At 36.7% G+C, this 14,994-nt stretch carries 11 protein-coding genes and 1 tRNA gene; 9 read left to right on the forward strand and 3 right to left on the reverse strand.

Features of this window, described 5'->3' with window-relative positions; all coding sequences use genetic code 11:
- Positions 1-23: 23 nt before the first annotated feature.
- On the reverse strand, positions 24-716 hold the full coding sequence (locus AAEO58_RS06385) for an NUDIX hydrolase (protein WP_341682704.1): 693 nt from the start codon (positions 714-716) through the stop codon (positions 24-26).
- Positions 717-752: 36 nt separating this feature from the next.
- Positions 753-1,304 (reverse strand): DUF6642 family protein, encoded by a 552-nt coding sequence (locus AAEO58_RS06390; protein WP_341682705.1) that lies wholly within the window; start codon positions 1,302-1,304, stop codon positions 753-755.
- A 1,325-nt stretch (positions 1,305-2,629) separates the two neighbouring features.
- On the opposite strand from AAEO58_RS06390, the gene AAEO58_RS06395 reads away from it, so the two are divergent.
- A tRNA-Ser gene (locus AAEO58_RS06395) sits at positions 2,630-2,714 on the forward strand.
- Positions 2,715-2,880: 166 nt separating this feature from the next.
- Here the strand turns inward: AAEO58_RS06395 and AAEO58_RS06400 are convergent.
- Complete coding sequence (locus AAEO58_RS06400) at positions 2,881-3,069, reverse strand: hypothetical protein (protein ID WP_341682706.1); 189 nt, start codon at positions 3,067-3,069, stop codon at positions 2,881-2,883.
- A 234-nt stretch (positions 3,070-3,303) separates the two neighbouring features.
- Here AAEO58_RS06400 and AAEO58_RS06405 point away from each other — a divergent pair, with 234 nt between their 5' ends.
- The 8 genes from AAEO58_RS06405 (at position 3,304) to AAEO58_RS06440 (ending at position 14,988) form a co-directional block, all read left to right on the forward strand.
- Complete coding sequence (locus AAEO58_RS06405; RefSeq protein ID WP_341682707.1) at positions 3,304-4,053, forward strand: hypothetical protein; 750 nt, start codon at positions 3,304-3,306, stop codon at positions 4,051-4,053.
- A gap of 644 nt (positions 4,054-4,697) precedes the next feature.
- Positions 4,698-5,024 carry a GIY-YIG nuclease family protein gene (locus AAEO58_RS06410; RefSeq protein ID WP_341682708.1) on the forward strand — a complete coding sequence of 109 codons (327 nt, stop codon included), beginning with the start codon at positions 4,698-4,700 and terminating at the stop codon, positions 5,022-5,024.
- Between the two features lie 640 nt (positions 5,025-5,664).
- A complete protein-coding gene (locus AAEO58_RS06415) occupies positions 5,665-7,203 on the forward strand; it encodes a hypothetical protein (RefSeq protein ID WP_341682709.1) in 1,539 nt (512 codons plus the stop codon).
- 172 nt (positions 7,204-7,375) lie between these two features.
- The gene (locus AAEO58_RS06420; protein ID WP_341682710.1) at positions 7,376-8,998 is read left to right on the forward strand and encodes a type I restriction-modification system subunit M; all 1,623 of its coding nucleotides are present in this window, start codon (positions 7,376-7,378) and stop codon (positions 8,996-8,998) included.
- A gap of 76 nt (positions 8,999-9,074) precedes the next feature.
- Entirely contained in the window at positions 9,075-10,130 is a 1,056-nt protein-coding gene (locus tag AAEO58_RS06425; RefSeq protein WP_341682711.1) for an ImmA/IrrE family metallo-endopeptidase, read from the forward strand.
- Complete coding sequence (locus AAEO58_RS06430) at positions 10,127-10,633, forward strand: PIN domain-containing protein (protein ID WP_341682712.1); 507 nt, start codon at positions 10,127-10,129, stop codon at positions 10,631-10,633. The genes AAEO58_RS06425 and AAEO58_RS06430 overlap by 4 nt, the downstream gene beginning before the upstream one ends.
- Before the next feature lie 107 nt (positions 10,634-10,740).
- Positions 10,741-11,913: a restriction endonuclease subunit S gene (locus tag AAEO58_RS06435; RefSeq protein ID WP_341682713.1), complete on the forward strand. Its 1,173-nt coding sequence runs from the start codon at positions 10,741-10,743 to the stop codon at positions 11,911-11,913.
- 75 nt (positions 11,914-11,988) lie between these two features.
- Entirely contained in the window at positions 11,989-14,988 is a 3,000-nt protein-coding gene (locus AAEO58_RS06440) for a type I restriction endonuclease subunit R (RefSeq protein WP_341682714.1), read from the forward strand.
- The last annotated feature ends 6 nt before the right edge of the window (positions 14,989-14,994 follow it).

Below are 14,994 nucleotides of genomic sequence, written 5' to 3' on the forward strand. Positions count from 1 at the left end.
CTACAAAATATTTAGTGTAAAATTTACGCAAAATAAATATCGAATACAAAGCCTTCTTTTGTTAATTTATTGTATTTCAATTTTTTGAATTTAAAAAGTTTGGCTGGTCTACCATTTTTTTTCGAACCAAACTTATCGGTTTCTTCAATAATTCCGAAGCTTAATATTTTTTTTCTGAAGTTTCTTCGGTCTATTTCTTTGTTTAATAGTGTGCAATATAAATTCTCTAAGTCGGAGAATAAAAACTCTTTTGGTAATAAATCAAAACCTATGGGTTGGTAGGTGAGTTTGTTTTGCAATCTTTTTAAAGCGGTTTCTAAAATTAGTTTATGGTCAAAAGCCAAATCGGGAAGTGCAGCAATAGAAAACCATTGTGCTTCTTCGGCATCACTATCTGCTCTTACATTAAATTTAGTTGAATTAACCAACGCAAAGTAGGCTACGGAAATTACTCTTCCTCTAGGATCTCTTTGAATATCATCGCCAAAAGTGAAGAGTTGTTCTAAATAATTTACAGTAATACCTGTCTCTTCTTGAAGTTCTCTGTTGACAGCTTCGAATAAAGTTTCGTTGTCTTTTACAAAACCTCCAACTAGTGCCCACTTGTTTTTTAAAACGCCGTATTTTTGTTTGATGAGTAACACATTTAATTGGTTTTCACTGTATCCAAAAACAATGGCATCAACTGCTACTTTTATATTTTGATTTATATTCATTTAATTATGCGTATGATATACACAAATGTACTAAAATTAGTAATACAAAGTAAAACCCATCGCTTTAGCTAAGGTGTAGTGTTTTTCGAATAATGCTTCTACAATATCGGTTACGTCATCATATTCTTGGCACAAAGCAAAGAACGGATTGTCGATAATGGTGCTTAGTATTGGTGCTGGGTTGCGATAACCTGAAATGGAAATGGCTCCCGTGACATCTAAGAAATATTGAGCGGTTTCGGAATCTAGGTCTAATTGTAAGGTATTGGCAAAATGGATGCGTTTGTTGGTAAGTTTCCCTTCAAAAAACTCGGCAATTTCTTCTAGGCTGTACAAATAATTATCGATGATGATGTTGTTGTCTCTTCCTTGAAATACGAAGTAGATGATTTCGTAATCATGAAAGTTTCGGTCTTCGTAGAGTAGGGTGGATAGGCTTTCTTCTAAACCTTCTATGCTGTCGCAGGTTTGGTACACATTGGTGATTCCGTATTGTATTGCCAGTTTTTCTAATGAAGGTAGCATGATGCTTTGGTTTTCTTCTTCTATGTTTTGAACCCCTTCAAGGCAGTAGAGTTTGGATTGCATTGTTTTTTATTTTTACAAAAGTAGGGGATTTTTTTAATGTTGATTTTATTTAAACGCAAAGAACGCAAAGTTTTCTCGCAAAGGCGTTGCACTTGGTTTAGCACGCGGATGACACGGGTCCGACTAGGCGGAGCGCTGGTGGTGGCGGATTTTAAACACATAGGTACAGAGTTTTTTTGGAAGTGGATTGTCTTGAGTGAGTTGCATAGAGGCGTTTCACTTTTAATAGAGTACATTAGACTACACGACTAGTTTGTCATGCTGTTAAGCATCTCTTGAACAAGTGATATTTTCTTTATTAGAAGTTTAAACCACATAGAAACATAGTTTTTTACACGGAGCTGCACGGAGTTTTTTTTGGAAGTGGATTGTGCTGAGGGAGTTGCACAGAGTCCGAAGCTTCGGACGTTGCACTTTATGGAGTTTCAAGTTTTAGTATTACAGATTGGAGAAATAGTAATAATCTTAAAAATTTATATCACACGATTGTCACCCTGAGCGAAGTCGAAGGCTAATGAAAAAATGTTTAACATGAATTAGCACAGAGCCGTTGCACTTGATTTGGTACGCGGATTAAACGGGTCCGCCTAGGCGGAGCGCTGGTGGTGGCGGATTTTAAACACATAGGCACAGAGTTTTTTTTGATGTAGATTGTGTTGAGTGAGTTGCACAGAGGCGTTTCACTTTTAATAGAGTACATTAGACTACACGCATAGTTTGTCATGCTGTTAAGCATCTCTTGTACAAGTGATAAGTTCTATTCGTTAGATTTATACCACATAGAAACATAGTTTTTTTACACAGAGCTGCACTGAGTTTTTTTGGAAGTGGATTGTGTTGAGTGAGTTGCACAGAAGCGTTTCACTTGGTTTGGCACGCGGATGGCACGGGTTTACTTTGCGGAGCGCTGGTGGTGGCGGATTTTTTGGAACACAGATTTAAGAAATTTAAGTAATCTTTAAAATCTAAATGCTTAGAAATCTTTTGAATATATTGACTCGATTGTCATCTTGAGCGAAGTCGAAAGCTAATGAAAATGTTTTACACAGAGTTGCAAGGAGTTTTTTTGGAAGTGGATTGTGTTGAGAGAGTTGCACAGAGGCGTTGCACTTGTAATAGTTTTAACCGCAAAGGGAGCAATGAAAGAGGTTGAATTGAAATTTTTCATAAATTTTAGTTTTATTTATTTACTGACATTCAAATGGTTGGAAAAGGGGTGAGGAGGAAAGTGTATTTTTTTTACTTTTTTCTTTTGAAAACGTTTGCAGAAATAAAAAATCGTTCTATATTTGCACTCGCAATACGGAAGTAGTGCACGACTTATTGGAGAAATGGCAGAGTGGTCGAATGCGGCAGTCTTGAAAACTGTTGACTGTAACAGGTCCGGGGGTTCGAATCCCTCTTTCTCCGCAGGCTAAAACCGATTCAGAAATGAATCGGTTTTTTTTATGCCTTGTTTTTAGGGTGTAAAAAGTTGGTTCGCAATTTGCGGACTCTTTTTTTTGATGGGGTTTGTTCCTACTATGTACTCTTTATCTACTAAGTATCTTGTAGGGAGCTAGACATCATCTTGGTTTTATTTGATGTAGCTTTTGATTTCTTCTTCTTCTAGGCCTAAGTATTCGCAAAATTCTTTGATTGTTACGACTTGGTGCTTGGCTTTTCCTAGATAGTCTTTAATGTCGTTAATAATGTTACGCGATTGTCTTTCGCTTTTTCCTGTAATGAACATCACGTCTGTTGTGTTGATGCAAATACGCTTCATCTAAATGGCATTTAAAAATTGTTACTAATTCATTTCGCTTTTTTCATAATTTTTGTTTAGAATTAGTTACGGCTGTATTTCAAGAATACACTGCTAAAATAAGCAATTTTATAGTAGTAAAAAAGTGCAAATTCGGAAATTTTCATCCTTTTTATTAACAAGCGGAAATATCGGTTTTACTGGGGTTAAGGGGTTGTTTATCTTTGTGTATGTTTAATTTAAAACCGTGTAAAAATGGCAAGAAACAGTAGTTTGTTTAAGATTGAAGGTACATTGGATAATGTGACTTTCTACAAGAGTGCCGATGGGTACTTTGTGCGCACCAAAGGGGGTGTTAGCAAAAACAGAATCATGAATGACCCAGCGTTTGTAAGAACAAGGGAAAATGGCAGTGAGTTTGGCCGAAGTGCTAGCTCTGGAAAGCTGTTGCGTGATGCTGTGAGTAGCTTTGTGTTTAAGGCGAAAGACAGTAAATTGTCGAGTCGCTTGATGAAGGTTATGTCGGATATTAAGAATCAGGACTTGGTTTCGGCAAGGGGAGAACGTAATGTGGTGGAAGGTTTGGCTACCGCTACTGGTAAGGCTTATTTGAAGGGCTTTGATTTTAATAATCGTGCTACTATGCGTAGTGTGTTTTTTAGTCCGTTTTTGGTGGATGCTGCTACTGGTGTTATTACTATTGCGGATTTGAAACCGACTGAGCAAATTCGTTTTCCAGAGGGGGCTACTCATTTTAGTTTGCAAAGTGGGTTTGTGAATTTGGATTTTGAAACGGGTGCTTCGGATATAGCCTATAGTGCTGTTTCTAATCTTCCAATTGATGGAACGGTTTCTACGATTGCTTTAACGCCAAGTGGTGTGCCTACGGGAACTGGTTTGGAGTTTATGGTGTTGTTGATTGAGTTTTTTCAAGAGGTGAATGGGCAGCAGTATGCTTTGAATAATGGGGCGTATAACGTGCTTAATATTGTTGAGGTGGTGTAGTTTGTGGTTGTCTTGATTTAATAAAACCGTCTGAGTGTTCAAAATATGTATGGTTTTTCTCCCTGCCTTATGGTGGGGAGTTTTTTTTTGGGGTGATTGTGGTGAATGGGTTTTGTGAGTTTCGAGTGGGTTCCCTCCGTTGTCGGGATGACAAGATTGAGTTGAGGGACAAGATTGTGGGTAGGGGATTGTGTTGAGTGAGTTGTGGTGAAGTGGTTTGTGTGAAGAGCTGGTGGGGTCCCTCCGATGTTGGGATGACAAGATTGAGTTGAGGAACAAGATTGTGGGTAGGGGATTGTGTTGAGTGAGTTGTGGTGAAGTGGTTTGTGTGAAGAGCTGGTGGGTTCCCTCCGATGTCGGGATGACAAGATTGAGTTGAGTGACAAGATTGTGGGGGAGGATTGTGGTGAGTGGATTGTGTGAGTTTCGAGTGGGTTCCCTCCGTTGTCGGGATGGCAAGATTGTGGGTGGGATTGTGGTGAATGGGTTTTGTGAAGAACTGGTGGGTTCCCTCCGATGTCGGGATGACAAGATTTTGGTGAGAGTGGGTTGTGTGTTGAATTGATTTTTTTTGTCACACTGACGTGAGGAAGTGTCTCACTTGTTTGAAAATTTATTATTTTTGTTTTTATATTTTATACGCCATGCAAAATTTTAATCAAAATCAAGGTTATCATACCTATTATGTTTATATTCTTACTAATAAACATCGCACCACTTTCTACATAGGTGTTACTAATAATCTTTCTATTCGATTGCAACAACATTTGGATTCTATTCAAGCTAATAATGTGTCTTCTTTTGTGGGAAGGTATCCATTGGGGTATTTGGTTTTTTATGAGAAGTTTACCTGGATTCAGGATGCTATTGCGAGGGAGAAGGAGTTGAAGGGTTGGAGAAGGGAGAAGAAGATTGCTTTGATTCGGGGGTTTAATTCGAATTTTGAGTTTTTGAATGATAGGTTTTTGTGATTAGCGAGTGGGTTCCCTCCGTTGTCGGGATGATAAGATTGAGGTGAGTGGATTGTGGGGAATGAGATTGTGGTGAGTGGATTGAGGTGAGTGGATTGTGTGAAGAGCTAGTGGGTTCCCTCCGTTGTCGGGATGACAAGATTGAGTTGAGTGGATTGTGTGAATTTTGAGTGGGGTCCCTCCGTTGTCGGGATGACAAGTTTGTGGTGAGTGATAAGATTGTGGTGGAGGGATTGTGGTGATTGTGTTGTGTTAAGAGCTAGTGAGGTCCCTCCGATGTCGGGATGACAAGATTGAGGGTAGGGATTGTGTTGAAGGGATTGTGTTGAGTGGGTTGTGGTGAAGTGGATTGTGTGAAGAGCTGGTGGGTTCCCTCCGATGTCGGGATGACAAGATTGAGTTGAATGGATTGAGTTGAGTTGAGTGGATTGAGTGAAGTGGATTGAGTTGAGTGGATTGTGTGAATTTTGAGTGGGGTCCCTCCGTTGTCGGGATGACAAGTTTGTGGGGAAGTGGCTTGTTGAAAAGGAGGTATTTTTGTTGATAACTTAAATTGGTTTTCAGGTAGTTGGGTTTTATTTTTGTGGAAATGGTATTTGCCCCGATACGTAATTAGTTGTTTAATTTAACGCCACGAAAAATGAAATTATTTATTCCTTCCGATTTGCCTTTGGATAGGCATTTGAGTGAAAACACGCCTTTTAAGGGGTTTTGTAAAGATCAATTGGTGTATCTGATTCATCTTATTGTTACCATACCTCAGTATCGAAAAGATATTGATGTAATTGATGGTTTTGTGCCGCTTTCTTCTACTGCACTTCAAGAAGTTAATCCTAATTATAAGCGTTATTTGAATTATGGTTTGTCTTCTGGGTTATTGGCTTGTGATTCGAGTTATTTTAAGGGATTTAAATGTAAAGGGTATAAAATTTTGTATCCTACTACAGGAAGTTTACGTGCATATGAAGTGAAGGATTATGTTTTAAGTAAACATTTTCATGCTCATTATCGAAAACAACAGAAGTCGATTCGTGGTTTTGAGTTTTTGGAGCGCTGGTTTTGTAAAGGGCTTTCTATTGATATGGAGGCTGCTTCTGCTTTTTTGAAAGAAGAATTGGCGTTGAAAAAGGGTGATGTTGATTTGCAAGATAGTAAATCGGTTTATAACCCATTTGCGGTTCAGGAGGATGGATCTAAGGGTGGTTATGAATTGCATTATAAAGATCCTTTGCTTCAGTATCAGCAAGGGAATTTGAGTTTGTTGAAGTTACAAGAGCAACAATTTTCTTGTTCGATAAGTGAGAACGGACGCTTTCATAGTGTATTGACGAATATGCGAAGTGTGTTGCGCCATTATTTGACTTTTAATGGCGAACGATTGGTTTCGATTGATGTAAAAAATAGTCAGCCGTATTTGATTTGTTTGTTGTTGCAAAAGGAGTTTTGGCGTAGTACAAAAATTAAAAAGAAAGGCGCTGTTACGGTAAAGAAAAGTCAAAAAAATAAAAAAGCTTCAACTTTTTATTATTCTAATTTAGAAGATTATTTTACAGATTCTTTATTAGATTCTATTCTAACTATAGATTCTTTAGCTATTCATAAAGAGGTTTCTTACTTTATGTTATTAGAAATGCTCACAAGCCTAATAAATACAAGCTTTGACACGTACAAAGAAAGTGTTTTGAAAGGTGGTTTTTATGAAGCTTTACAAGAAACATTTTCGCAACAATTGGGCTACACCATACAAGATAGAAAAGAAGTGAAAGCGGCAGTTTTTCAAGTGTTGTTTACTCCAAATCAATTTTACGGACAAAAGCCCGCGGCACCTAAGCGTTTGTTTGCGCAGTTGTTTCCAGAATTGTATGGTGTATTGAAAATGATTAAGAAGGAAGATGCGACTCTTTTGCCTCGTTTGTTGCAACAAATTGAGAGTCATGTGATTTTGAAAGTGGTAGCAAAGCGTATGCAAAAGTTGCATCCAAAAGTTCCGATTTTTACGATTCATGATAGTATTGTAACCACAGCTTCGAACCAACTTTTAGTGGAACAGGTGATGCAAGATGCTTTTACGACTTGTATAGGTTCTGCTCCTACATTGGCGGCGGAATTGTTAGCTCCTGAATATGCTGAGACGTATTTACAAAAACTCAACCAAAAAGCGGAAGTACGCAGTGCTTAACTTTATTTTTGGGTTTTACGGTTTTCCACATTTTTATCTCAATCCCTATATTTACTTTAGCTCCCGAGGATACCCCCGTATTTATACCTGGTTTGAAAATCAGGTAGTTTTACGGGTTGCAAAAGCCCTTTTTTTTCGTTATGTTTGGGACTATAAGATTTTTAAAACCACTATGAGTAAAACTACCGTAAAAGCCGATATCAATTTTGAACAAGAACTTTGGAAAGCTGCCAACGAATTGCGTGGCGCAGTAGCTGAAAATCAATACAAAGACTATGTGTTGCCAATGATTTTCTTAAAGCACATGTCGGAACGATATGAGATGCGTAGAGAAGAATTAACGGCTTTAGTACACGACAAAAATTCCAATTATTTTACGACAGACGAAGCAGAAATCAACTATGTGTTGGAAGATGCGGATGAATATTTATCTAAAAATGTCTATATCATTCCTCAAGAAGCTACTTGGGAATACTTAAAATCTAATGCCGAACAAGACAATATCAAAGTGATTGTAGATGATGCGTTTGATGTGTTAGATGCTACTTTAGCCAAATTTAGACCTGATTTAAAAGGAATCTTACCTCGTATTTTTGTAAAAAGCCAATTAACGGCACGCCAAGTGGGTGGACTGATTAATTTACTATCCAATCCTAAGTTATCGCAAAAGGAAAACCCTGAAAGTGATGTGTTAGGGAGAGTGTACGAATACTACATTGGCAAATTTGCTTTGGCAGAAGGTTCTGGTGCGGGACAATTCTTTACTCCAGGCAGTATTGTGCGTTTGATGGTAGAAATGATTGAACCTTATGAAGGAAAAATCTTTGATGCGGCTTGTGGTAGTGGGGGTATGTTTGTGCAATCGTTGAAGTTTTTAGAAAGCCACGGTGGCGACAAACGTAAGATTTCTATTTACGGACAAGAGCGTTATGATGGTACGTTGCGTTTGTGCAAAATGAACTTAGCCTTACGTGATTTGTCTTTTGATGTACGCTTGGGCGACTCGTTATTGAGTGACCAATTTCCTGATTTAGAAGCCGATTACATTATTGTAAACCCGCCTTTTAACGTGAGCCAATGGCACCCAGAAGATTTGCCTGAAAACGACCCACGCTTGTTTGGACCCAAAGAAGAATTTACTACCGATGGCAATGCTAACTTTATGTGGATGCAAACTTTTTGGAGCCATTTGAGCAACAAAGGAACCGCGAGTGTAGTAATGGCAAATGGCGCCATGACTTCCAACAACAAAGGCGAGAAAAACGTACGTGAGTTTATGGTAAACAACAGTATGATTGATTGTATTGTGCGTTTACCCGATAAATTGTTTTTAACTACGGGCATACCCGCTTGTATTTTTATATTAAGTAAAAACCGAGACGGCAAATACGGCCAACACCGCGAACGTAAAAACGAAATCTTATTCATAGACACCAGTAAAATGGGTACTATGGAAAGCCGTAAACTGCGTGTATTTACCGATGCCGACATAGACAAAGTAGCCGCAACTTACCATGCGTGGCGCAATAAACCCGATTGTCATGCTGAACTTGTTTCAGCATCTGATACAACCTACAGCAATATAGACGGCTACTGCTACGCTGCCACTTTAGAAGAAGTACAAAAGCAAGACTACAAATTGACCCCAGGTATTTATGTAGGCACCGAAGAAGTAGAAGACGACGGTGTTTTGTTTGAAGACAAAATGGTCAATTTACAAACTACTTTACAAGAGCAGTTTGCGAAAGGGAATGAGTTGCAAAAAAGGATAGTAGAGAATTTTAATATGTTATAAATGTTAAAGTTATATTAGTTGTGGTTGACAAATAAATTATTTTTTATAATTTTGTCAACAACTAAATAAATTTATTATGAAAGAAATTGTAGCTAAAAGAATAAAATCAGCTAGAGGATTAGCGGGTTTATCGTTGCGTGAACTATCTGAAAAATTAGATGGTTTAGTGAGCTATAATGCTATCTCAAAGTACGAAAAGGCAGAAATGATGCCCGATAGTAAAGTGCTTTTACAATTAGCGAAAGTTTTAAATGTGAAATTAGATTACTTTTTTCGTCCGTTTACAATTTCTATAGAAAATATTGAATTTAGAAAGAAAAGTAAATTGGGTGTTAAAAAAGTTAATAGCATTAAAGAAGAAGTTACTGATATAATTACTCGTTATATTGAAGTAGAGCAATTTTTAAATTTAGCATCTAATTTTAATAACCCAATTAAAAATAGTTTAATTGCTGATGGTCACGCTGTAGAACAAGCAGTAAACCAGTTAATTAACGAATGGAATATAGGTATTAATGCTTTGCCTAATGTTATTGAATTATTAGAAGATAAAGAAATTAAAGTGATTGAAATTGATGCAGATGAAGATTTTGATGGTTTCTCAGGATGGGCTACTGGTAATATTCCAGTAATTGTAATTAATTCTAAATTTCCAGTAGAACGTAAAAGATTTACTGCTTTACATGAACTTGGACATTTGTTATTAAGTTTTGATTCTAATTTAGTTGAAAAAGAAAAAGAACGTTTGTGTCATCGTTTTGCAGGGGCTATGCTTATGCCCGAGGAAACTTTTTTATTAGAATTAGGAGCACAACGTAATAAAATAAGTCTATCTGAATTAATAGCTATTAAAGAAACCTACGGTATTTCTATTCAAGCTATTATGGCAAGAGCTAAAGATTTGGGTGTAATTTCAGAAGAACGTTATATTAATTTCAGACGTTGGGTAAATGAAGATCCCAATCGAAAAAAAGAAATTGATTTAGGAAAATTTCAAGGAAGAGAAAGTTCTACTCGCTTCAAACAATTATTATACAGAGCTGCTGCAGAAGATTTAGTATCACTAAACAAAGCGGCAAGTTTAGCCAACATGAAATTAGCTGATTTTAGAAAAGAATTTGTGTTGTTATGAGAATAATTGTTAATGATGCTAATATTTTAATTGATTTAGTGAAGCTAGATATCTTGCTTCACTTTTTTCAATTGCCTTTTAGTTTTCATACGACAGATATTATTTTTGACGAGTTAGATGATGAACAACAACAAATACTTCTGCCTTACATTGAGTCAGAACAACTTATTGTAGAAGGTTTTAATGGAGAAGAATTAGTTGTAATTGCCACCTTGAAAGAAGAAAAAAATCAACTATCTATGGAAGATTGCTCTGCTGTATTCTGTGCTCAAAAATTAGAAGCCGATTTAATTACTTCCGATAAAAACTTACGCAATTTTGCTAAAACTAAAGCCGTTACGATCAGAGGACATTTATGGGTATTAGATATGCTTTTTAGTCATACTATTATGACTGGGATAGAAGTTACAACGCTATTACATCGATTGCAAACTGAAATAAACCCCAGACTGGGATTACCATTACCCGCCTGTGAAGAATTGAGACAGAAATGGAATACATAAGTAACACAATTTTTGTCACTCCGAGGTACGAGGAGTCACACAAAGTTCAACTAAGTATGATGTGATTCCTCCTGCGTCGGAATGACAAAATAAATATAAAAAAATAAATGCCAAACAACTGGAAAACATATAAACTCGGAGAACTCGGAGATATTAAAGGAGGTAAGCGTTTACCAAAAGGAGAGGCTCTTGTTACAACCAAAACCAAACATCCATATATTAGAGTTACTGATATGGGTACAAGAACAATTCCAATTGAAAAATTGCAATATGTTCCAAATGATGTTTTTCCTAAAATTTCAAGATATATAGTAAACAAAAATGATTTAATTCTTTCAATTGTGGGAACAGTTGGTTCAGTTTCAATAATTGATGAAAAATTAGACAATGCTAGTTTGACTGAAAACTGCGTTAAAATAACCAATCTTAAAAATATTGATAGCGAATATTTATATTATTTTTTAATTTCAGATATTGGACAATTTGAGATTGTTAAAGGGATAGTTGGTTCAACTCAACCTAAGTTGCCAATTTATAATATTAATAACCTAGATATAAGTTTACCTTCTTCTATCCAAGAACAAAAATCCATCGCTTCAATCCTTTCCGCCATCGACGACAAAATCGAAAACAACCTAGCCATAAACAAAACCTTAGAAGAAATGGCTATGGCGTTATACAAACACTGGTTTGTAGATTTTGGTCCGTTTCAAGACGGTGAATTTGTAGAAAGCGAGTTAGGGAGGATTCCTAAGGGTTGGGAGATTGGAAAATTAGAAGATTTATTAGAAATTAAATATGGTAAAGATCATAAGAAATTAGAAGAAGGAAATATACCTGTTTATGGCTCTGGTGGAATAATGAGATATGTAAACGAATCACTTTATGATAAAGAATCAATTCTTATACCGCGTAAAGGAACGTTAAGTAATCTATTTTATGTTTCACAACCTTTTTGGTCTGTCGATACGATGTTTTATTCTAAGATAAAAGATAAATGTTTTGGAAAATATATTTTTTATTTCTTGAAATCAGTTGATTTAGCTTCAATGGATGTTGGTTCAGCAGTTCCAAGTTTAACAACAGAATTATTAAAGAGAATTGAAATTATAATTCCTCCAAAAAATATAGTCAATGAATTTGATGAAATAATGAATTCAAAATTTAATAATATAGAATCAAACATTAGAGAAAACCAAACCTTAACCCAATTACGCGATACTTTATTACCTAAGTTAATTAGTGGTGAGGTGCGGTTGAAGGAGTTTCAAGAAAGTTAAAAGTACAAAGTACAAAGTTAAAAGTGTGTGATGCTTCCTTGCGTCAGCATGACAAAGGAATAAATATAAAAGCCAATGACAACAGAAGCCAAAATAGAACAAGCTACCATCGATTGGTTAACCGATTTAGGGTATAGCCACATACACGGCACTACGTTTACGTTTCCAGAAAACGAAGTGGTGGATAAAGCTACGTTGTTAGCGTTTATACAACAACAGCATCCGCATTTGCCTGCGGAGTTGTATCCGTTAATTGTGGCGGAGTTTGTAAACAATAAAGGCGCTGATTTGTTGTACCGTAACCGAGATTTTCATTTGAAACTTACCAAAGGCTTAGATTACGAATACCAAGACGCGAATGGTAATGAAAAAGCCGTTCACGTGTATCCAATAGATTTTCAAAACCCTGAAAACAATACGTTTTGGGTAGTGAATCAATTAAGCATTAAAGGCAAAAATAAACGCCGTCCCGATGTGATTGTGTATGTAAATGGGTTTCCGTTAATCGTTTTTGAATTGAAAAACTGGTTTGATGAAAATACCAATTTGCAAGAAGCATTCAATCAAATCCAACATTACACCAAAGATATTCCGCTTTTGTTTGAATACAACGTAGCCACTATAGTAAGCGACGGTAACGAAGCCCAACACGGTATGTTCAACGCTTCCAACGAATGGTATGCCGCTTGGAAAAGTAACGATGGAATTACTACCATCGAAGATGATTTTCAGATGCATACGTTGTTATTCGGGTTGTTTCCAAAAGAACGCTTATTGAATTACATTAAAAACTTTGTCTTTTTTGAAGACCATAACGGCACTCTGATTAAAAAAGGCGCAAAATACCACCAATTCTTTGGAGTTAACTTTGCAGTGGAAGCCGCTAAAAAAGCCATTCGCCCTTATGGTGATGGACGTATTGGGGTCATTTGGCACACGCAAGGAAGCGGAAAAAGTATCTCGATGGCAATTTACGCAGGTATCTTACGAAGCTTGCCCGAATTGAAAAATCCAACCATCGTAGTACAAGTAGATAGAAGTGATTTGGATTTTCAATTGTATGAAAACTTTGTGTTAGCTAAAGATTTAGTAGGTGATGTACAACATGCCGATTCTACTGATGATTTAAGACGTTTGCTTTCTACAGGAAGTGGCGGAGTAGTTTTTACCACGATAGAAAAATTCCGTTTGAAATCAGGCAATGAAGAAACTTTAGGAGAATTAGAACATCCTATTTTATCGGAACGCGAAAATATTATTGTCATGGCTGATGAAGCCCACCGAACACAATATGGTTTGTTAGATGGTTTTGCCTCTAATTTGCGTAAAGCGTTGCCGAATGCTTCGTTTATTGGATTCACAGGAACGCCAGTAGATAGCAAAGATGCCGATACGCAAGAAGTGTTTGGAGAAACCATTCACGTGTATGACATCAAACAAGCGGTAGATGATAAAGCAACGGTTCCGATTTATTACGAACCTCGTTTAGCCAAACTGCATTTAGCGAATGAAAATTTAGATAACGATGTTGATTTTATTACTTGGGAACAAGAAGATAGTGGCAACTTAAAATGGGCGGCTTTAGAAGATGCGGCAGGTTCGCAAGAGCGTGTTGAAAAGATTGCCAAAGATATTTTAAAGCATTTTACCAATCGTACCGAAACCTTACCAGGAAAAGCCATGATTGTTTGTATGAGCCGAAGAAATAGCGTTAAAATGTATGAAGCTTTATCGCAATTAGAAGGTTGCCCTGAAATTGCTGTGGTGATGACAGGAAATATTTCTAAAGACCCAATTACATGGAATCCGCACATAAGAACCCAAGAAGCTACCGAAGCGTTAAAAAAACGTTTTAGAAACCCGAAAGACCCGTTGCAAATTGTTATTGTTCGTGATATGTGGTTAACAGGTTTTGATGCTCCTTGTGTGCATACAATGTATGTTGATAAGATTATGAAAGGGCATAATTTAATGCAAGCCATTACCAGAACCAATCGTGTGTTTAAAGACAAGCCTTCGGGAGTTATTGTAGATTACATCGGTATTGGCGACCAATTACGAAAAGCAACTGATAAATATACAGGTGGTGGAGGAAAAGGAGAACCTACTATTGATATGGAACAAGCCTTGAATATGTTTTTCAATCAAGTAGAAGCTTGTAAAAATATGCTACCCGAAACCATAGATTACAGTCAGTGGAAAGCCTTGCGTGAAAGTGATAAAATGCTATTGGTCAAACAAGCCTTAAACGCATTATTAAAATACGATGAGGTTGCCGACCAATTTATGATGGAAGAAAAGAAACTGACAGGTTTATTATCCATTGTAAAATCGCAACCTGAAATTCAGGAATTCGCTATTGATATTTTGTTTTCGCAACACGTATCCAAAGCCATACGAAATGCTAAAACGGTAAAAGGAAATGGCAGAGCCACTCAAAACGAAATCAAAGAACTCATCAGTAGAAGTATCGAATCAGATGATATTATTGATGTATTTGCGATGGCAGGTATTGAAAAAGCCGATATTTCTATTTTAGATGAGCAATTCTTATTAGGCGTTAAGAAAGATAAAGACAGTATTGCCATTAAGATTGAGCTTTTAAAGAATATTTTGAAAGACGAAATCAGAATGCGTTTGCCTCAGAATATTAAGAAGTACACTTCGCTAAAAGAAGAATTAGAAAAAGTAATTGACCGTTACCACGCCAATGCTATTGATTCTTATACCACAATAGCAGAATTAGTAGAACGTGCCAAAGAAATGCAAGACGAAGACAAACGTAAATCGGAATTAGGTTTGTCAGATGAAGAGTTAGCCTTTTATGATATTCTAGCCGCCAAAAAAGACATCATCAACGAAGCAGGACCAATTCAAGACGTGGTGCACAACGTAGTAAAAGCCGTAAAAAGCAACCTACAAATCGACTGGACAAACAAAGAAGACGCCAAAGCAGCGATTCGTTTAGCTGTTAAAAAAGAGCTGAGAGGAAAAGTAAGTATATTAGAATTAAACGCTATTCTTCAAGACATTATGGAACAGGCGGAAGGGCAGTTTAAAGAGTGGAGGGCTTAGTAAATT

It is taken from the genome of Flavobacterium helocola (genome assembly GCF_038289885.1).
Taxonomy (GTDB): Bacteria; Bacteroidota; Bacteroidia; order Flavobacteriales; family Flavobacteriaceae; genus Flavobacterium; species Flavobacterium cheniae.